The 18,593-nt window shown below is 60.5% G+C and carries 18 protein-coding genes; 9 read left to right on the top strand and 9 right to left on the bottom strand.

Annotated features, from left to right (window positions below; genetic code table 11):
* Positions 1-37: 37 nt before the first annotated feature.
* A complete protein-coding gene (gene bktB / locus B9Z37_RS10000) occupies positions 38-1,222 on the top strand; it encodes a beta-ketothiolase BktB (RefSeq protein WP_108312872.1) in 1,185 nt (394 codons plus the stop codon).
* Between the two features lie 296 nt (positions 1,223-1,518).
* Here the strand turns inward: bktB and B9Z37_RS09995 are convergent, their stop codons facing one another.
* The 5 genes from B9Z37_RS09995 to B9Z37_RS09975 form a co-directional block, all read right to left on the bottom strand.
* Positions 1,519-1,881: a RidA family protein gene (locus tag B9Z37_RS09995; protein ID WP_108312871.1), complete on the bottom strand. Its 363-nt coding sequence runs from the start codon at positions 1,879-1,881 to the stop codon at positions 1,519-1,521.
* Entirely contained in the window at positions 1,878-2,507 is a 630-nt protein-coding gene (plsY, locus tag B9Z37_RS09990; protein ID WP_108312870.1) for a glycerol-3-phosphate 1-O-acyltransferase PlsY, read from the bottom strand. Before plsY ends, B9Z37_RS09995 begins: the two co-directional genes overlap by 4 nt.
* A 28-nt stretch (positions 2,508-2,535) precedes the next feature.
* A complete protein-coding gene (locus B9Z37_RS09985) occupies positions 2,536-3,027 on the bottom strand; it encodes an aminoacyl-tRNA deacylase (RefSeq protein ID WP_108312869.1) in 492 nt (163 codons plus the stop codon).
* Between the two features lie 9 nt (positions 3,028-3,036).
* Positions 3,037-4,098, bottom strand: a complete 1,062-nt coding sequence (locus tag B9Z37_RS09980; RefSeq protein ID WP_108312868.1) for an aldo/keto reductase — start codon at positions 4,096-4,098, stop codon at positions 3,037-3,039.
* 115 nt (positions 4,099-4,213) lie between these two features.
* Positions 4,214-5,986, bottom strand: a complete 1,773-nt coding sequence (locus tag B9Z37_RS09975; protein ID WP_108312867.1) for an acyl-CoA synthetase — start codon at positions 5,984-5,986, stop codon at positions 4,214-4,216.
* Between the two features lie 25 nt (positions 5,987-6,011).
* Between B9Z37_RS09975 and B9Z37_RS09970 the strand changes: the two genes are divergently transcribed.
* From B9Z37_RS09970 to B9Z37_RS09950, 5 genes are all read left to right on the top strand, one after another.
* Positions 6,012-6,926, top strand: a complete 915-nt coding sequence (locus tag B9Z37_RS09970) for an alpha/beta fold hydrolase (protein WP_167394357.1) — start codon at positions 6,012-6,014, stop codon at positions 6,924-6,926.
* A gap of 44 nt (positions 6,927-6,970) precedes the next feature.
* Positions 6,971-7,501: a hypothetical protein gene (locus B9Z37_RS09965; RefSeq protein WP_108312865.1), complete on the top strand. Its 531-nt coding sequence runs from the start codon at positions 6,971-6,973 to the stop codon at positions 7,499-7,501.
* A 71-nt stretch (positions 7,502-7,572) separates the two neighbouring features.
* A protein-coding gene (gene prfB, locus B9Z37_RS09960; RefSeq protein ID WP_108312864.1) for a peptide chain release factor 2 occupies positions 7,573-8,677 on the top strand; the annotation gives its coding sequence in 2 pieces (ribosomal slippage) (positions 7,573-7,653 and positions 7,655-8,677; 1,104 coding nt in all).
* 33 nt (positions 8,678-8,710) lie between these two features.
* Entirely contained in the window at positions 8,711-11,422 is a 2,712-nt protein-coding gene (gene pepN, locus B9Z37_RS09955; RefSeq protein ID WP_108312863.1) for an aminopeptidase N, read from the top strand.
* Positions 11,423-11,437: 15 nt separating this feature from the next.
* On the top strand, positions 11,438-12,445 hold the full coding sequence (locus tag B9Z37_RS09950) for a class 1 fructose-bisphosphatase (RefSeq protein ID WP_108312862.1): 1,008 nt from the start codon (positions 11,438-11,440) through the stop codon (positions 12,443-12,445).
* Positions 12,446-12,560: 115 nt separating this feature from the next.
* Here the strand turns inward: B9Z37_RS09950 and B9Z37_RS09945 are convergent, their stop codons facing one another.
* Positions 12,561-13,463, bottom strand: a complete 903-nt coding sequence (locus B9Z37_RS09945) for a hypothetical protein (RefSeq protein ID WP_108312861.1) — start codon at positions 13,461-13,463, stop codon at positions 12,561-12,563.
* Between the two features lie 96 nt (positions 13,464-13,559).
* Here B9Z37_RS09945 and B9Z37_RS09940 point away from each other — a divergent pair, with 96 nt between their 5' ends.
* Positions 13,560-14,285 (top strand): CoA pyrophosphatase, encoded by a 726-nt coding sequence (locus B9Z37_RS09940; RefSeq protein WP_205872578.1) that lies wholly within the window; start codon positions 13,560-13,562, stop codon positions 14,283-14,285.
* 7 nt (positions 14,286-14,292) lie between these two features.
* Complete coding sequence (locus B9Z37_RS09935; RefSeq protein ID WP_108312859.1) at positions 14,293-15,258, top strand: CobD/CbiB family protein; 966 nt, start codon at positions 14,293-14,295, stop codon at positions 15,256-15,258.
* An 11-nt stretch (positions 15,259-15,269) separates the two neighbouring features.
* On the opposite strand, the gene rsgA is transcribed toward B9Z37_RS09935, so the two are convergent.
* From rsgA to B9Z37_RS09920, 3 genes are read right to left on the bottom strand one after another with little or no spacing between them, the layout of a single operon-like run.
* A complete protein-coding gene (rsgA, locus tag B9Z37_RS09930; RefSeq protein ID WP_108312858.1) occupies positions 15,270-16,250 on the bottom strand; it encodes a ribosome small subunit-dependent GTPase A in 981 nt (326 codons plus the stop codon).
* Between the two features lie 6 nt (positions 16,251-16,256).
* Positions 16,257-16,568 carry a 4a-hydroxytetrahydrobiopterin dehydratase gene (locus B9Z37_RS09925; protein WP_108312857.1) on the bottom strand — a complete coding sequence of 104 codons (312 nt, stop codon included), beginning with the start codon at positions 16,566-16,568 and terminating at the stop codon, positions 16,257-16,259.
* Positions 16,565-17,824 (bottom strand): M48 family metallopeptidase, encoded by a 1,260-nt coding sequence (locus B9Z37_RS09920; RefSeq protein WP_108312856.1) that lies wholly within the window; start codon positions 17,822-17,824, stop codon positions 16,565-16,567. The genes B9Z37_RS09925 and B9Z37_RS09920 overlap by 4 nt, the downstream gene beginning before the upstream one ends.
* A gap of 89 nt (positions 17,825-17,913) precedes the next feature.
* On the opposite strand from B9Z37_RS09920, the gene orn reads away from it, so the two are divergent.
* Entirely contained in the window at positions 17,914-18,498 is a 585-nt protein-coding gene (gene orn, locus B9Z37_RS09915; RefSeq protein ID WP_108313000.1) for an oligoribonuclease, read from the top strand.
* The last annotated feature ends 95 nt before the right edge of the window (positions 18,499-18,593 follow it).

Raw genomic sequence — 18,593 nt, 5'->3', positions numbered from 1 at the left:
TTATTCCATCCCTATTTTTAAATTCTGGAGACATCCCATGAGCCGTGAAGTTGTTGTTGTCAGCGGTGTGCGCACCGCCATTGGTACCTATGGCGGCAGCCTGAAGGACATTGCGCCCACCGAGCTGGCCGCACAAGTCGTGCGCGAAGCCCTGTCCCGCGCGGGCACCGACGGCAAAGATGTGGGTCATGTGGTGTTCGGCCATGTGGTCAACACCGAGCCCAAAGACATGTATTTGTCCCGCGTGGCGGCCATCAATGGCGGCTGTGCCGAAGGCACGCCCGCCTTCAACGTGAACCGCCTGTGCGGCTCGGGCCTGCAGGCCATCGTGAGCGCCAGCCAGTCGATCATGCTGGGTGACTGCGACATCGCCATTGGCGGCGGCGCTGAAAACATGAGCCGTGGCCCTTACGCTTCTCTGAGCGCCCGCTGGGGTGCCCGCATGGGTGACACCAAGATGGTCGACATGGTGGTCGGTGCCCTGCACGACCCCTTCCACACCATCCACATGGGTGTAACGGCTGAAAACGTGGCCGCCAAATACGGCATCACCCGCGAAATGCAGGACGCGCTGGCTGTGGAAAGCCACAACCGTGCCGAGCGCGCCACGGCAGCTGGTTACTTCAAAGACCAGATCATGCCGGTCATGTTGAAAAGCAAAAAAGGCGAAGTCGCTTACGCCACCGATGAGCACTTCCGCCCCGGCTGCAAGCTCGAAGACATGGCCAAGCTCAAGCCCGTGTTCGTCAAGGAAAACGGCACCGTGACTGCGGGCAACGCCTCCGGCATCAACGATGCCGCCGCTGCCGTGGTGTTGATGGAAGCCGGGGCCGCCAAAGCCCGTGGTGCCAAACCGCTGGCCCGCTTGGTGGGTTACGCCCACACCGGTCTGGACCCCAAGATCATGGGCGTGGGCCCGATCTCGGCCACACAAGCCGTGCTCAAAAAAACCGGCCTGAGCGTGAACGACCTGGACGTGATCGAGGCCAACGAAGCTTTTGCCGCCCAAGCCTGTGCCGTGACCCGCGAGCTGGGCCTAGACCCGGCTAAGGTCAACCCCAACGGCTCGGGCATTTCGCTGGGCCACCCCATCGGTGCCACGGGCGCACTGATCACCGTGAAAGCCCTCTATGAGCTGCAACGCGTGAACGGCCGCTACGCCCTGGTGACCATGTGCATCGGCGGCGGTCAAGGCATTGCGGCGATTTTTGAGCGCATGTGATCCGGGTGTTTTGTCACCCCCGACCCGATCGGGGGTCCATCCCTTTTTGACTTTGTCACCCCCGACCCGATCGGAAGTCCATGCCTTCGGCTGCCGTGGATACCCGCATTCGCGGGCATGACAAGCTCCCCGATTGGTCACCCTGGGCTTGATCGGGGGTCCATGCCTTTTTGACTTTGTCACCCCCGACCCGATCGGGAGTCCATGCCTTCGGCTGCCGTGGATACCCGGTCAAGCCGGGTATGACAAATAAAAATTGGTCAGGCGGCATGGCAGCGGGCTGAGCGGATGCCGTCTCACACCGCTGCCACGGCACCCGTCACCACCACCTCTATCAAATAGGCCGGGTCGGCCAGTGCGGCCTCGACCGTGGCACGCGGCGGCGCACTGCCTGCCACCACCCAGGCATCCCACACCTCGTTCATGGCGGTGATGTCGGTGATGTCTTTCAGGTAAATCTGGGTGCGCAAGATGCGGGTTTTGTCGCTGCCGGCCTCGATCAGTCGCTGCTCGATCTGGCGCAGCACATCGGCCGTCTGGCTGCGGATGTCGGTGGCTTCGCACTCGGGCACCATGCCTGCCAAATAAACCACGCCATTGAAAATGGCCGCCTCGCTGTAGCGGGCCGCCACATGCAAACGCTGGATGTCCGGGTTCATTCTTTTTTCTTTCCCAATTTGGATTCGGTGCCAGCGAACAAGCGGTTGATGTTCTCTCGGTGCCGCCAGACCAGCAACAAAGCCATCACGGCCAGGCAGAAAACCTCGGTCGCGTTCGCATCCCAAGACACGCCGTCGCCAAATACATAAAACACAGGCGCAAACACCGCCGCCACCATGGATGCCAGCGAGACATAGCGGCTGAAATACACCACGATGCCAAAGGTGAGCACCGTGGCCAGCGCCAGCACGCCATTGACGCCCACCAGCACGCCCACCGCCGTGGCCACGCCTTTGCCGCCCACAAAACCAAAGAACACCGGGTACAGATGACCCAGAAATGCCGCAAGCCCTGCCAGCGCCGCCACACTGACGCCCAAACCATGTTCAGGGCCAAAGCTCAGCACCAGAGCCACCGGCAACCAACCTTTCACCGCATCCAGCAGCAAGGTCAAAATGGCGGCTTTTTTGCTGCCCGAGCGCAGCACGTTGGTGGCACCGGGGTTTTTGCTGCCGTAGCTGCGCGGGTCGTTCAGGCCCATCAGTCGGCTGACGATGACAGCAAAACTGAGCGAACCCATCAAATAACTGGCCAACACCACGGCCACCGGAATCAACAAATCCATCGAAAGCTCCCTTGTTCTTGTACGGGCGTCATTCTGCCAGTGCGCAATTCACAGGCTGCGCCCCCAGCAACTGCACGCACACCTGCGGGTCAATGCCCACCAGATAACCGCGCCGACCACCGTTGATGCAAATGCACGGCAAGGCCAGGATGGTTTCCTCGATGAACACGGGCATCTGCCGACGCGTGGCAAAGGGCGACGTGCCGCCCACCAAGTAACCGCTGTGGCGGTTGGCCACCTCGGGCGCACAGGGCTCGATGGATTTCAGCCCCACTTGCCGCGCCAGGTTTTTGGTGGACACCTTGCGGTTGCCGTGCATCAGAACCACCAGCGGTTTGGCGTCTTGGTCTTGCATGATCAGGGTTTTGACCACACTGAACGGGTCCATGCCCAGCACTTGGGCGCTGTGCTGGGCGCCGCCGTGCTCTAGGTACTCGTAGGGGTGCTCGGTGAAGCTCACCCCGTGCTGGCGCAACAGCGCCGTGGCCGGGGTTTCGCTGACTTTGTCTTTTTTGGCCATGGGCCAGCATCACAAAGCCGGGTCGCGCATGTCCCACCGGATCGCGTCAATGGCCTTGAGCACGTCCGGCGACAACTCGGTCGACCAGGCGGCCAGGTCTTCGTTCAATTGCGCGACCGACGTCACGCCAATGATGGTGCTGGCCACGCTCCAGCGGTGGTAGCAAAACGCCAAGGCCATCTGGGTGGGCGTCATGCCGTTGTCGCGGGCCAATTGGTTGTAGCGGCGTGCCGCCACCAAGGCTTCAGGTCGGCCCCAGCGCTGTTTGCGCATGGAGTCGTAACGGGCAATGCGCCCCCCCTCTGGCAGCAGGGGACCCGTCAGATCGACGTTGTCGTATTTGCCCGTCAGCAAACCAAAGCCCAGCGGCGAATAAGCCAACATGGACACGTTCAGGCGGTGACAGGTTTCGTCCAGCGCGTTGTCATAGGTGCGGTTCACCAGGCAATACGGGTTTTGAATCGTGGCCACGCGCGGCAGGCCATGCTGCTCGGCCAGGCGCACGAATTCGTGCACGCCGTAAGGGGTTTCGTTGGACAGGCCCACGTAACGCACCTTGCCCGCCTTGACCAATTTGGACAGGGCTTCGAGTTGTTCGTGGATCGAGGTGACCGATTTGTCTTTGGCGGGGTCGAAATAGGTCATGCCAAACACGGGCACATGGCGCTCGGGCCAGTGGATCTGGTAGAGGTCGATCACATCGGTTTGCAGACGGCGCAAGCTGGCGTCGCACGAATTCAAAATATCCTGACCGGTCATGCCAGAGCCTTCGCGAATCCAGGGCATGCCGCGTGAAGGGCCTGCCACCTTGGTGGCCAGCACCAGTTTCTGGCGGGCACCGGGGTTTTTGGCAAACCAGTTGCCGATGTAGGTTTCGGTGAAGCCACAGGTGGCGGCGGTGGCGGGCACGGCATACATCTCGGCGGTGTCGATGAAGTTGATGCCGGCCTCGAGTGAGCGGTCCAGAATGGCGTGCGAGTCAACCTCGTTGACTTGCTCGCCAAAGGTCATGGTGCCCAGGCAGATGGGGGTCACTTGCAAATCGGACTGGCCGAGTTGAACGAGTTTCATGGTGTGTCCTGTCGGTGAAAAACGGAGGGAAAAACGGGGAATCTGAATGGAGCCGTGGGTCGCGGGAAGGCCAGAAAAACGCGCTGAGCCTATCGACCGATCAGCGCTTATTTTGTCATGCAGCCGTGCGCGGCCCTGTCGCCAAAGCCCTGGCCTCTTCTTGCAGACGCAGCACACGCCGCTGAACTTTGCCAGTGGTGGTCATGGGCAACTGGTCGATGAACTCGATCTCTTTGGGATATTCATAAGGGGCCAGCAAACCCTTCACATGGGCCTGCAGCTCGCGGCGTACCTCGTCGTCAAAGGCGGCTTGTCCTGGCCCTGCAGGCCTGCGGCCTCGCCAGTCGGGCGAGAGCACCACATAAGCCTTGACCAGCGCGCCCCGATCTTTGTCGGGTTTGGGCACCACAGCAGCGTTGGCCACAGTCGGGTGTTTGACCAGGCAGTTTTCGATCTCGCCCGGGCCAATGCGGTAACCCGCCGCCTTGAACATGTCGTCGGTGCGGCCTTGGTACCAGAGGTAGCCGTCTTCGTCGGCCATGGCCATGTCGCCTGTGCGGCACCAGTCGCCCGTGTATTTGGCCTGCGTGGCTTTGTCGTTGTTCCAATAGCCCAAAAAGAACACCGGGTCGGGATGGCCGTGCACGTCAAAACGGTTGACGGCCACCTCGCCAGGCATGCCCGCGGGGCACAGCTGGCCCGCATCGTCGATCACCGCGACCTGGTGGCCGGGGTAGCCCTTGCCCATACTGCCGGGTTTGGCCGGCCACAAGCGCGTGCAGTTGCCCACCACGTAGTTGATTTCGGTCTGGCCGAACATCTCGTTCACCGTGACGCCCAGCTGCTGCTGGACATAGCCAAACACCGCATCGCCCACCGCTTCACCCGCACTCATCATGGCTTGCAGCTTCAGGCGGTAGTGGCCTTTCACCTCGGGCACCGCCTTCATCATGGCTTTGAGCGCCGTGGGAAACAAAAAGGTGTGCGTGACGCTGTGGCTTTGCAATATCTCGAACGCAGCCTCGGGTGAAAACCGTCCGTTGAAGGCCACGATGGGTCGGCCGAAGTACAGGCTGGGCAGCAAGGCGTCCATCAAGCCGCCCGTCCACGCCCAATCAGCGGGCGACCAGAACACAGCTTGGGACGGACGATCGGCCTTGAACGGGTCAAAGCCGAACCAGTTCTGGCTGCACACAAAACCCGTGAGGTTGCCGATCAGCGCCCGGTGCGGGATCAGTGCGCCCTTGGGGTTGCCAGTGGTGCCGCTGGTGTAGATCAGCACCGCCGGGTCTTCGGCGAACGTGCTCACGGGTTTGAAGGTGCTTTCGCTGGCCTGCATGGCGCGGGCGCAATCCAGGTCGGCCAGTGCCCCGGCCTGACCCACCCCGATCAGGGTTTGCAAGCCTGGGCAGTCAGGCCGGGCTTGCCGCAAAGCGTCAAGGGTCGATTCGTCACACACCGCCACACGGGCCTGGCTGTCGTTGATGCGAAACGACAGCGCCTCGGGGCCAAACAGCATGGACAGCGGCATGGCCACCGCCCCCATTTGCAGCACCGCCATGTAGGCCACGGCGGTCTCAAAGCGCTGGGGCATCACGATCGCCACCCGGTCACCGCGCTGCACGCCCTGAGCTCGCAGCACCCGACTCAGGCGGTTGGCGTCGTCTTGCAACTGCCCGAAGGTCCAGCTGCGGCCCAAACCCTGCCCCGCCACATGCTCGCGTATGGCCTGGCGTTTGGCGGTGGCGGGTTGTGCAGCCCATTGCCCGCAGCAAGCCTGCGCCATGTTGAAGCGCCTAGGCACTTTCCAACCGAAACCTTGGTGAATGGCCGCATAGCGGTCAGGGGTGGCAGGGCTCGGGCGGTCCTGGTTGCGACTGACGCTCATCGTTTGTCTCCTTATGATCGAAAGTATGTACCAAGTTCAACGCGAATCACAAAGCTCCTGGGTGCCGCTGCGCGGCTGTCGTTACCACGTCCGCCAATGGGGCACACCCACACCCGGCGCCACGCCGCTGGTGCTGGCGCACGGCTGGATGGACGTGGCCGCCTCCTGGCAATTCATGGTGGACGCCTTCAGCGAAGCTTTTGTCAGCCAGCGCCCCATCATTGCCATGGACTGGCGCGGCTATGGCCTGACCGAGGCCCCAGCCACCGACAGTTATTGGTTTCCCGACTATCTGGCCGACCTGGATGCCTTGCTGGACCAGCTGTACCCCGGGCGGCCGATTGACCTGGTGGGCCACAGCATGGGCGGCAACGTGGTGATGATGTACGCGGGATCACGCCCCGAGCGCATTCGCCGACTGGTCAATTTGGAAGGCTTTGGCATGCCCGCCACACGCCCAGCACAAGCACCCGGGCGCATGGGCCAATGGCTGGATGAGCTGAAAGCCCAGCGCGAGGGCGCCAACGACCTGAAAGCTTATGCCGATGCCGCAGGTGTTGCGGCACGCTTGATGAAAACCAACCGCCGCCTGGGGGCAGACAAAGCCAACTGGCTGGCGCAACATTGGGCGCAACCCGGAAACGATGGGCAGTGGCGCATTCTGGGCGATGCGGCGCACAAGGTGATCAACCCTTATTTGTTCCATGTCGACGAAGCGCTGGAGATATACCGCCGCATTGCGGCACCCGTGCTGGCGGTGGAGGCCTCTGACGACTCGCTTGGCATGTGGTGGAAAGGAAAATACACGCTGGCCGAATTTCATGAGCGTTTGAAGGCCGTTCCGGTGCTTGAAGAAGCCTTGATTCAGGACGCAGGCCACATGCTGCACCACGACCAACCCCAACTGCTGGCCGCCATGATCGAAAAGTTCATCCGGTGAGAGGCCCTAAAATCACACCGTTTTAATATCGATGATCATTTGCCATGCATCCCGCACACTTTTTTCGTATTTTTCTGGCTCTGGCCTTGTCTGCCCTGTTTTCGTTGGCACATGCCGACAGCACCAACCGCTACTGCCCCGACCTGTTGGCCGTGAAAGGTGCCCCGGAACCCGCTCACCGGGGTGAATTGACCTTTTCCCCTTACACCTACCACTTCAGCAACAACCCGGAGCACAAGCATGTGGTTCTGGTCGCGATCGACGAGCAATTGCCCGGCGACCGTTTGTGCGGCATCAGCTTTTTCAGCAACTCGTTTGGGCAACCATCGGTGTACGTGTACGCAGGTCAGCAGTTCAACAACCTGTTCGGTGTGCCGCAACTGTTCGCCAAAGTCACGGGCGGCCTGATGTACGGCTATGTGGACCCCTATGAGAACAAAGTGCCCCTGAACTACAAAGGCTTCAACCCCGCCATCATTCCGGCCGTGGGCTACAAGCTGACGCAGCACGACTCGGTTCAGATCAAGTTTTTGGGCACCGCCGCCATGATGTTCTCTTACGGGCGACAGTTTTAAGCCACCCGGCAGGCGTGCGCGGCGCCAACTCATGAGAAAATGCCCGGTTTACCGAACCGGACACTTTCCCCATGGACGCAGAACACATCAACCAAATCGGCGCATCCCTCTCAGACCTGACCGCTCGTACCCACGAGTTACGGGGGTATCTTTGACTACGATGCCAAATCTGAACGGCTGAGAACCGTCAACGCATCCCTCGAAGATCCCTCGGTCTGGAACGACCCCAAAAAAGCCCAGGAACTGGGCAAAGAGAAAAAAGCCCTCGATGGCGTGGTGGTGACCATCACCAACCTGACCAGCGAGTTGGCCGACAACCTTGAACTCTTTGAAATGAGCAAGGAAGAAGGCGACGATGCCGGCTTGCAAACCATCGAAGCCGAAGCCGCCAAACTGGCCAAGCTGGTGGAAGACCTCGAATTTCGCCGCATGTTCCGCCACGAGGCCGACCCGCTCAACTGCTTTGTCGACATCCAGGCCGGCGCAGGCGGCACCGAAGCCTGCGACTGGGCCAGCATGCTGCTGCGCCAGTACATCAAGTACGCCGAACGCAAAGGCTTCAAGGCCACTGTGGAAGACGAAACCCCAGGCGACACCGCAGGCATCAAGGGCGCGACCATCAAGATCGAGGGCGAATACGCCTTTGGCCTGCTGCGCACCGAAACTGGCGTGCACCGCTTGGTGCGAAAGAGCCCCTTCGACTCGTCGGGTGGTCGCCACACGTCTTTTGCTTCGCTGTTTGTGTACCCCGAGATCGACGACTCGATCGAGATCAACATCAACCCGTCTGACGTGCGTACCGACACCTTCCGCGCCAGCGGCGCGGGCGGTCAGCACATCAACAAGACCGACTCGGCGGTGCGCCTGACGCACATCCCCACGGGCATTGTGGTGCAGTGCCAGGACGGCCGCAGCCAGCACAGCAACCGCGATGTGGCCTGGCAACGCCTGCGCTCGCGCCTGTACGACTTTGAGATGCGCAAGCGTCTGGAAGAGCAGCAAAAGCTGGAAGACACCAAGACCGATGTGGGCTGGGGTCACCAGATCCGCAGCTATGTGCTGGACAACAGCCGCATCAAAGATTTGCGCACCAACGTCGAAATTTCGGCCACCCAAAAGGTGCTCGATGGCGACCTCGATGCGTTCATCGAAGCCTCACTGAAACAAGGCCTCTGAGCTGCTCAGACCTCAACCAAAACGGAGTTAGTGATGCGTGAAGGACAACCCACCGCGATTCACCGGGAGGCTTATGCCGCCCCGGCTTTCTGGATCGAAACGGTCGATCTGACCTTTGATCTGGACCCGGCCAAAACCCGCGTGCTCAACAAGATGCGCCTGCGCCGCAACCCCGATGTGGCGGCCCAGCCGCTGCGTCTGGATGGCGAAGACCTCAATTTGGCCCGCGTGCTGGTGAATGGCGGTGGCACCTCGTTCAAAATGGACGACAACCAGCTGGTGCTGGAAAACTTGCCCGAAGGCACCGATGCCTTCGATCTGGAGATCTTCACCACCTGCAACCCCGAGAAAAACACCCAGCTGATGGGCTTGTACGTCAGCAACGACTCGTTCTTCACCCAGTGCGAGGCCGAGGGTTTCCGCCGCATTACCTATTTCCTCGACCGTCCAGACGTGATGGCCAGCTTCACCGTCACCCTGCGCGCCGACAAGGCCAAGTACCCCGTGCTGCTGTCCAACGGCAATCTGGTCGATCAAGGCACTCTGGAAGACGGTCGCCACTTTGCCAAGTGGGTTGACCCGCACAAAAAGCCCTGCTACCTGTTCGCCTTGGTGGCGGGCCAGCTGGTCGCGCGTGAGCAGCGCATCATCAGCCGCAGCGGCAAAGAGCATCTGCTGCAGGTGTTTGTGCGCCCCGGCGACCTGGACAAAACCGAACACGCGATGAACTCGCTCATGGCCAGCGTGGCCTGGGACGAAGCGCGCTTTGGCCTGCCGCTGGACCTGGAGCGCTTCATGATCGTCGCCACCAGCGACTTCAACATGGGCGCGATGGAAAACAAGGGCCTGAACATCTTCAACACCAAATACGTGTTGGCGAACCCGGCCACCGCCACCGACATGGATTTCGGCAACATCGAATCCGTCGTGGGCCACGAGTATTTCCACAACTGGACCGGCAACCGCATCACTTGCCGCGACTGGTTCCAGCTCTCGCTGAAAGAAGGCCTGACAGTCTTCCGCGACCAAGAGTTCAGCCAGGACATGGCGGGCGAGGCCAGTGCCCGCGCCGTCAAGCGCATCGAAGACGTGCGCGTGCTGCGCACCGTGCAGTTTGCCGAAGACGCCGGCCCCATGGCCCACCCCGTGCGGCCCGACAGCTATGTGGAGATCAACAACTTCTACACCGTCACCATCTACGAAAAAGGCTCTGAAGTCGTTCGCATGATGCAGACCCTGGTGGCCACGCCCAACGACCTGCAAGGCCGCGATGGTTTTGCCAAGGGCATGAAGCTTTACTTTGAGCGCCACGATGGCCAAGCCGTGACCTGCGACGACTTTGCGCAAGCCATTGCCGACGCCAACCTCGGCTCCGCCTTGGCGCAAAACCTGAGCACCTTCAAGCGCTGGTACAGCCAGGCGGGCACCCCGCGCCTGCAAGCGTCCGGCAGCTACAACGCCGCCGAGCGCACCTACACCCTCACGCTAAGCCAAAGCTGCCCTGCCACACCCGACCAGGACAACAAAGCACCGTTCGTCATCCCCGTCGCTTTGGGCCTGCTCAGCCGCGATGGCGCTGCCCTGCCCTTGCAACTGGCCGATGCATCCGATGTGGTGCCCCAGCAAACCCTGGTGCTCACCGAAGCCAGCGCCAGCTACACCTTTGCCAACATCGACAGCGAACCCGTGCCCTCACTGCTGCGCGGCTTCAGCGCCCCCGTGGTGCTCGAAGACGGCCTGAACGCTGACGACCTGCTGATCTTGCTGGCCCACGACAGCGATCCGTTCAACCAATGGGAAGCAGGCCAGCGCCTGATGTTGCAAAGCGCTCTGGATGCCATCCAGCAAAACAAGGACCTGACGGGTCAGCCCGTGCTGTCGAACGAACTGATCTCGGCGCTGCGCAATGTGCTGCGTCACCCAGGACTGGACGCGGCCTTCAAAGACCTGGCGCTCACGCTGCCATCTGAGAACTACATCGCCGACCAGTTGGACGTGGTGGACCCGCAGCGCGTGCACGCTCTGCGCGAGAACATGCGACTGCAACTGGCCTCCGCTTTGCAAGCCGACTGGCAATGGGCTTGGGACGCGCACAAAAACAATGGGGCTTACTCACCCGACGCGAAGTCGAGTGGCTGCCGCGCTTTGGCCGGACTGGCCATGACCATGCTGTGCGTGGCCGCCGTGAACAACGGTGATGCCGTCACGCCCGGCCGTGTGTACCAGCAGTTCAAGGACGCTGGCAACATGACCGACCGCTTCAACGCCTTGTCGGCGCTGGTGGTCAGCGGCCACGCGCTGGCGCAAGACGCCTTGGCCCTGTTCCACAAAATGTTCCAGCACGAAGCCCTGGTCATCGACAAGTGGTTTGCCTTGCAGGCCGGTGCCCCCGACCGCGCTGGCGATGTGCTGCCGCGTGTGCGCCAGCTCATGCAACACCCCGACTTCAGCCTGCGCAACCCCAACCGCGCCCGCAGCCTGATCTTCAGCTATTGCAGCGCCAACCCGGCGGCCTTCCACCGCGCCGACGCGGCAGGCTATGTCTACTGGAGCGAGCAGGTGCTGGCGCTGGACGCCATCAACCCGCAAGTCGCAGCCCGACTTGCGCGCGCCATGGACCGCTGGAGCCGCCTGGCCGAGCCCTACCGCAGCGCAGCCAAAGTGGCCATCGAACGCGTGGCCGCCAAAGCCGACCTGTCCAACGACGTGCGAGAAGTCATCAGCCGTGCCCTGAGCAGCATCTGAACCCAAGGAACGAACATGAGCAGCAAAATTTCCCTCTCCCGCTACTTGGTCGAGCAACAACGCGACAAAGGCCACATCCCGGCTGACTTGCGCCTGCTGCTCGAAGTGGTGGCCCGCGCCTGCAAAAGCATCAGCCACGCCGTGAACAAAGGCGCCTTGGGCGGCGTGTTGGGCAGCGCCGAAAGCGAAAACGTGCAAGGCGAAGTCCAAAAGAAACTCGACATCATTGCCAATGAAGTCCTGCTGGAAGCCAATGAATGGGGCGGGCACCTCGCCGCCATGGCGTCTGAAGAGATGGACAGCATCTATCTGGTGCCCAACCGCTACCCGCAAGGCGAATACCTGTTGCTGTTTGATCCACTGGATGGCTCGTCCAACATCGATGTCAACGTCAGCATTGGCACCATTTTCAGCGTACTCAAAAAACCCGAAGACAGCCAAGGCGTGACCGAGCAAGACTTCTTGCAACCGGGCAACCAGCAAGTGGCCGCAGGTTACTGCGTGTACGGGCCGCAAACCACGTTGGTGCTCACTGTGGGTGATGGCGTGGCCATGTTCACTTTGGACCGCGAACAAGGGTCTTTCGTGCTCACGCAAGAAAATGTTCAAGTGCCCGCAGACACCAAAGAATTCGCCATCAACATGAGCAATATGCGCCACTGGGACGAACCCGTGCGCCGCTACATCGACGAATGCCTGCAAGGCAAAGAGGGTCCGCGCGGCAAGGACTTCAACATGCGCTGGATCGCCTCTATGGTGGCCGATGTGCACCGCATCCTGACCCGTGGCGGTGTGTTCATGTACCCCTGGGACAAGCGCGAACCCCACAAAGCCGGCAAACTCCGCTTGTTGTATGAAGCCAACCCCATGAGCTGGCTGATCGAGCAAGCGGGGGGCGCATCGACCAACGGCAAGCAACGCATTTTGGACCTGCAACCGGGCCAACTGCACGAGCGCGTGAGCGTGGTGCTGGGCTCCAAAAACGAGGTCGAGCGTGTGACGCAATACCACGCGAAAGGCTGACCGTCCTAGACCAACCAGTACGGCTTCAATGCAGTCACAGACAAAAGGCCCCTGACACTTGCGTGTCAGGGGCCTTTTCACACTGTTGGCGGCAAGCCACGGCCTGCCACTTGATTTACTCGTCGCTGTCTGGCGGAAATCCATCGCTAACGGGCACAGGCGAGGCCGTCACCGCCGGTTCAGACACCACGGCACGCAGGGTCTCACGCAACATTTTTTTCTCGGGCAAGCTCAAGGCACGTGCCAGGCGCTGGCGCATGCGCAACAAGAGTTGGCGATCCACTTCCTGCGGAATACCACGGCTGATCTGCAAAGCATCACGCAGGTCTTCTCGCAGGTCTTCGGGTTCGTCGGCCCACCAAGCGGTAATGACCTCGTGCATCGACTTGCGCAACTCTTCCACGTCTTCAACAGCCAGCCCCATGCCTGTGGGCATTTTGCCTTGCAGCATGTCGGCCAGCGCTTGCGAATTGACCACCACCCGGCGATCCGCCTGCGCCAACAAACGGGCCCAGCCCGGATCGGTGCGGACCATTTGAGGCATGTTGCGCGCGGACTCATCGGCCAACAGGTGCACGCTCAAACCACTCAGCTGAGCTTCATCAATGGTGGCCAAAAAGCGCTCGTCGTCGCTGGCCACCAACACATGGTCGCAGGCATGGTGCTCGGCCAATTGCTTGAGGTCGTGCCCCAAAGATCGGAGCAAGGATGCGCCGCCATCGGCATCGTGCGTTTGCACCAGACGCACGATTTGGTCGTCGATGATCAAACCGTCCGAACGATCGCTGTACCAGTAAATGCGCCGCAAATCGACGTCCAGCCCGGAATGCTGCAATGCTTGCGACAACAAGCTGAGCAAGCCTTGACGGTTCACTGACTCGCCAGTGGTGCCCACAGCACCTTGCTGGGCCATCCAGATCAAGAAACGACCATCGATCAAGGCCATGCACGTGCCGGAACGGTGTTCGCCAAAACGGCGGTCAGACGGGGTGTTTTGAGAAAAATAATCACGCTTCATGGTGTCAACCTATACCGATAAAAATAGCGCTGCTAAAAAGTGCAGCGTCGGCCATTCTAAAGCGGCGAACCCATCTGTCGGTTATAAATACTGCCTGTGTCCAGCCCTTTGTCTTTTGACCCCCGTAATGTTCCGATTTGGCGCATCGATCACGATATGCCGGCGGTGCCGACTGCGCATTTTCGACCAGACGCACTCAAAACTCGGTTCGCGCAGCCCCCCATCTGGCAGCCCGAGGTTGAGCGGGAAACGTCTTTTTCCACACGAGCCCCCGCCCATGCGGCCGTTCTGGTGCCCATCGTGATGCGCGGGCCTGACTTCTCGGAGTCCACGGTTTTGCTCACCCAGCGGGCCAACCACATGTCCACACACTCGGGACAAATTGCTTTTCCCGGGGGCAAAGTCGATCCGCAAGACGCCAACAGACAGGCCACAGCACTGCGGGAAACCTACGAAGAAGTGGGACTGCACCCCCAGCACGTAGAAGTCATTGGTGAATTGCCCGTTTACGTGACGGGTACAGCTTTTTGGGTCACCCCCGTCATTGCCCTGGTTTCTCCCGGCTTTGAGCTGACCCCGAACGCCGACGAAGTGCAAGACGTTTTTGAGGTGCCTCTGGCTTTTCTGATGAACCCGGCACACCACCGGCGGCACCAATTTGAATGGCAAGGGGCCCAGCGGCAATGGTTTTCAATGCCCTACCAGGAGTCCCGATCCTCCGCGAATGGCCAGGTCGATCTGGTGGAGCGGTTCATTTGGGGTGCCACAGCCGCTATGCTTCGTAACTTCTATAGGTTTCTAGTGGTTCATCCCGCGCAATGAGAACACCATGAGTTTTTTTGCAATCCTGTTGGCCTTGGTCTTAGAGCAAGCTCGGCCGCTCAATCCAGTCAATTGGCTCTACACCACCATCGCGCATTGGGTCGCCTGGGTGGCCCGCACGTTTGATGCCGGTGTGCGGCACCAGGCCTGGATCACTTGGGGCATCACGGTGATCGGCCCTGCGCTTTTGACCATGGCGGTGCACTGGTTGCTTGAGTTTGGTTTGGGCTGGCTGTTTGCCGTCGTCTGGAACGTGGCGCTGCTCTACGTCACCTTGGGGTTTCGGCAATTCAGCCACCACTTCACCGCCATACGCGAAGCGCTGGAAGACGGCGATGAAACCAAGGCCAGAGAACTGTTGGCCGAGTGGCAACAAGTCCAAGTGGGTCACATACCGCGCAGCGAAATCGTTCGCCACGTGATCGAGTACTCGATGATCGCAGCCCACCGGCATGTCTTTGGCGTGTTCTTTTGGTACGCAATCTTGTCCATCATTGGTTTGGGGCCTGTCGGCGCGGTGGTTTATCGCCTGACTGAATTGGCGCAACGCCGCTGGCAAGAGCCCACCGAAGATGGCTCCGTGGTGAGTGAGGCGCTGCAATCGGTCGCGTCAAGGGCATGGCAGGCCATGGACTGGCTGCCCTCGCGCATGACCGCTCTTGGATTTGCCATTGTGGGCAGCTTTGAAGATGCCATGGATGGCTGGCGCAACCATGCACAAAATTTCCCGAACGACAACGATGGCGTGATCCTGGCGGCCACAGCCGGTGCCATCAACATCCGCTTGGGAGGTGCCGCATTGCAGGCCCCCAGCGATGAGCTTGAACCCAACGACACCGCAGGCGCAAGCAGCACACCAGGTCGCACTCCCGAAGTGGCGCACTTTGCCCAAGTCGTCGGCTTGGTTTGGCGCACGGTGATCATGTGGTTGGTGCTGGTGGCCTTGCTCACCATGGCCAACTTGGTGGGCTGACGCACAATCCCTCACCAGCGCTGCTGGCTCAACTCTTCAAACAATTGCGCGTAGATCCGGTGACGGCGCACGCTGATGGTGCCGGTTTGGTGTTCGTTCTCGACCTGCGCCAGCACGGCACAACCGGGTTCATGCAAGTGCGTGCAGTTGTAGAACTTGCACCCCCCGACATGCGCACGCAAATCGGGCATGCAGTCGGCCAGTCGGGTCGGCTCGATGTGGTGCAAACCAAACTCCTGAAATCCGGGTGAATCGATCAAGGCCGTTCTATCGGCATGTGCTGCGTTGGGCGTGTCGAGTGCGGGTACCCAATACCAGCGGGTGCTGGTGGTGGTGTGCTTGCCCGAGTTGAGGGCCAGCGAAATTTCGCCAGTCTCCACCTGCGCATCGGGCACCAAACGGTTGATGAGTGTGCTTTTACCGCTGCCTGACGGCCCCAGCACCAATGTGGTCAAGCCCTGCAAATGCGCGCACAAAGCCTGCACGCCGTCATCGGCCACCGGGCTGCGCGGGCTCAGGCTGATGGGCATCACGCTGTAACCCATGGCGCGGTAAGGGGCCAGGCGCTCCCAGGCTTGGGCGAAGGGTTGCGCCAGATCGCTTTTGTTGAGCGCGATGATGGGCGTGATGCGCTCAGCTTCGGCCGCCACCAGGGCGCGAGACAGCTGGCTTTCCGAATACTCGGGGTCAGCGGCGATCAAGATCAACACGCGATCCAGGTTAGCGGCAAAAGATTTGGTGCGGATTTCGTCTTGACGGTAAAACAGGTTGCGACGGTCCTGCAACTTTTCGATACTGCCTTCGTCACCCGCAATTTGCCAGAGCACCTGATCGCCCACCACCACTTGGTTTTTTTTGCCGCGGGGGTGGCAAATCAAGCGTCGACCTTCTGGTGTCTCGACCAGGCAGTGGCGGCCATAGGTGGCAACCACCAAGCCCGGCTCGAGATCCTGCGCTTGGGGCAAGGCTGGGCGCGCTTTGGGTTTATTCATGACGCATCATGCCTGTAACAAGGCGTCGGTCTGGGTCGCGGCCTCAAAGTCCAAGCGGCTGAGGCCACGCACATCGTGTGTGTTCCAGCGCACCACACAACGCTTGTAGGTCAGCACCAGTTCGGGGTGGTGGTTGAGCTTTTCAGACAACCAGCCCACGCTGTTGATGAAGAGCAATGCATGTGTGTGTTCGGCAAATTCAAAGGTCTTTTCAATGGCGATGTTGTCGCCATCGCCCGACAATCGCCAGTCTGAAATCTGGCCCAGCGCCATGATCACCTCGGTGGGCTTGAGGGCCCTGACTTCTGGGGTGCTCATGCGGTTCTCATCCTCAGCAAACGCTCACTGGCCGGGGGGTGCGAATAATAAAACTTCACGTACCAAGGGTCGGGCGTGAGGGTGGAGGCGTTGTCCTGGTAGAGCTTGAGCAAGGCCGAGGACAAATACTTGCCCGGGGTTTGCGACACGGCATAGGCATCGGCCTCGAACTCCTGTTGGCGCGAGCGCCAGGACGATACGGGGGCAAAGAACAAAGTAAACACGGGCGTGACCAGCATGAACAACACCAGCGCCAGCGCATCGTTGCTGCCAGACAAATTGGGCATCACGCCCAGGCCCGTGTAAAACCAGACTTCCTGCGCCAGCCAACCCAGCAGCGCCAGACCGGCCAGCGTCATGGCAAAACTGGTCACCATCATTTTGACGATGTGTTTGTGCTTGAAGTGACCCAGCTCATGGGCCAGCACCGCTTCCATTTCGGCCGGGCTCAGTTGCTTGAGCAAGGTGTCGAAAAACACCACCCGCTTGCTGGCCCCAAAGCCTGTGAAAAACGCATTGGAATGTGCCGATCGGCGGCTGCCGTCCATCACAAAAAAACCTTTGGCAGTGAAGCCTGCGCGTTGCATCAGGCCCTTCACGCGGGCCTTGAGCGACTCGTCTTCCAGGGGGGTGAATTTGTTGAACAGCGGCATGATCACGTTGGGCGCAATGGCCATCAAAAACAGCTGCCAGCCCACCAGCACGCCCCAAGCCCACAGCCACCACCAGGGGCCCCCGGCTTGCATCAGCCAGAGCACCACCCACAGCAGCGGCAGGCCCAGCACCAGACCGAGCGCCAAGCCCTTGACCATATCGCCCAGCCACAAAGCGGCCGTGATTTTGTTGAAGCCAAAGCGCTGCTCCACGCCAAAGGTTTGCATGAGCGACAAGGGCAATCCAATCAGACCGCCGACCAGCGTGAAGCCCAGCACCAGCGCGATTTGCTGCGCCATGCCCGGGCCCATCCAGTCCAGCAGCACCTGGTTGAGCGCATCAAGCCCGCCCAGCAGCGTCCAGCCCAGCAGCACGGCGGCATCCAGAGCAATGTCGATTTGCGACAGTCGCGCTTTAGCCAGGGTGTAATCGGCCGCTTTTTGGTGGTCGGCCAAGGTCATGGTGTCGGTATAAGCCGGCGGCACCGCATCGCGGTGGCGGGCTACATGCCGCACCTGGCGGGCGTTCAGCCAAAACTTGAGCGCCACATGGGCCAGCAAGGCCACCACCAGAGTCAGGGTCAAAGTCAGGGAAGGATTCATCGGCGTATTGTAGAAGCGGCCTTGTCTGGCTGAGCTTGGCAAGGGCTTGCGTGCCCATGCAGCAGGCCAGCATCAGCGACAATCTGCTCATGTCTGATGTGAAACCCCCCCCCCAAGAAGCGGCACAGCTGCCCAAGTCTGACCAAAACTTGGTCTGGATCGATTGCGAAATGACGGGCCTCGACCCCGAAAAAGAACGCCTGCTGGAGATCGCCGTGATCGTGACTGGCCCGCATCTCACGCCGCGCATCGAAGGGCCTGTGCTGGTGATTCACCAAAGCGACGAGCTGCTCAACCAAATGGACAAGTGGAACAAGGGCACACATGGCAAAAGCGGTTTGATCGACAAAGTCAAAGCCTCCACCAACAGCGAGGCCGATGCCGAGGAGCAAATTCTGACGTTCCTGAAAAAGTACTTGCCCAAAAGTGCCTCGCCCTTGTGCGGCAACACCATCAGCCAGGACCGCCGCTTTCTGGTCAAGTTCATGCCCAAACTGGAAGCCTTCTTTCACTACCGCAACCTGGATGTGAGCACCCTCAAGGAGCTGTCACGCCGCTGGAAGCCTGAGGTGTACTCCAGCTTCAAGAAGCAGCAAAAGCACACCGCGCTGGCCGACGTGCACGAATCCATCGATGAATTGGCGCATTACCGCGAGCATTTCATCCGATTGTGAATTTTTCAGGGAAAACCCTAGCGTTTTTTTCTGATCCGTGCCATAATTCGCGGCTCGCTGCACAAGAGTGCGGCGTTTCATACATCTCCCTTCAC

It is taken from the genome of Limnohabitans parvus II-B4, assembly GCF_003063455.1.
Taxonomy (GTDB): Bacteria; Pseudomonadota; Gammaproteobacteria; order Burkholderiales; family Burkholderiaceae_C; genus Limnohabitans_A; species Limnohabitans_A parvus.
Note: the sequence above shows the minus strand (reverse complement) of the source record. Positions and strands in the feature narration are given on the sequence as shown.

Coding starts and splice junctions, on each gene's coding strand:
- B9Z37_RS09950 (WP_108312862.1), top strand. CDS start 11,438: ATGAGCAGCAAAATTTCCCTCTCCCGCTACTTGGTCGAGCAACAACGC.
- pepN (WP_108312863.1), top strand. CDS start 8,711: ATGCGTGAAGGACAACCCACCGCGATTCACCGGGAGGCTTATGCCGCC.
- B9Z37_RS09975 (WP_108312867.1), bottom strand. CDS start 5,986: ATGAGCGTCAGTCGCAACCAGGACCGCCCGAGCCCTGCCACCCCTGAC.
- B9Z37_RS09985 (WP_108312869.1), bottom strand. CDS start 3,027: ATGGCCAAAAAAGACAAAGTCAGCGAAACCCCGGCCACGGCGCTGTTG.
- rsgA (WP_108312858.1), bottom strand. CDS start 16,250: ATGAATAAACCCAAAGCGCGCCCAGCCTTGCCCCAAGCGCAGGATCTC.
- B9Z37_RS09995 (WP_108312871.1), bottom strand. CDS start 1,881: ATGAACCCGGACATCCAGCGTTTGCATGTGGCGGCCCGCTACAGCGAG.
- orn (WP_108313000.1), top strand. CDS start 17,914: ATGTCTGATGTGAAACCCCCCCCCCAAGAAGCGGCACAGCTGCCCAAG.
- B9Z37_RS09935 (WP_108312859.1), top strand. CDS start 14,293: ATGAGTTTTTTTGCAATCCTGTTGGCCTTGGTCTTAGAGCAAGCTCGG.
- B9Z37_RS09965 (WP_108312865.1), top strand. CDS start 6,971: ATGCATCCCGCACACTTTTTTCGTATTTTTCTGGCTCTGGCCTTGTCT.
- B9Z37_RS09925 (WP_108312857.1), bottom strand. CDS start 16,568: ATGAGCACCCCAGAAGTCAGGGCCCTCAAGCCCACCGAGGTGATCATG.
- B9Z37_RS09920 (WP_108312856.1), bottom strand. CDS start 17,824: ATGAATCCTTCCCTGACTTTGACCCTGACTCTGGTGGTGGCCTTGCTG.
- bktB (WP_108312872.1), top strand. CDS start 38: ATGAGCCGTGAAGTTGTTGTTGTCAGCGGTGTGCGCACCGCCATTGGT.
- B9Z37_RS09980 (WP_108312868.1), bottom strand. CDS start 4,098: ATGAAACTCGTTCAACTCGGCCAGTCCGATTTGCAAGTGACCCCCATC.
- B9Z37_RS09970 (WP_167394357.1), top strand. CDS start 6,012: ATGTACCAAGTTCAACGCGAATCACAAAGCTCCTGGGTGCCGCTGCGC.
- B9Z37_RS09945 (WP_108312861.1), bottom strand. CDS start 13,463: ATGAAGCGTGATTATTTTTCTCAAAACACCCCGTCTGACCGCCGTTTT.
- plsY (WP_108312870.1), bottom strand. CDS start 2,507: ATGGATTTGTTGATTCCGGTGGCCGTGGTGTTGGCCAGTTATTTGATG.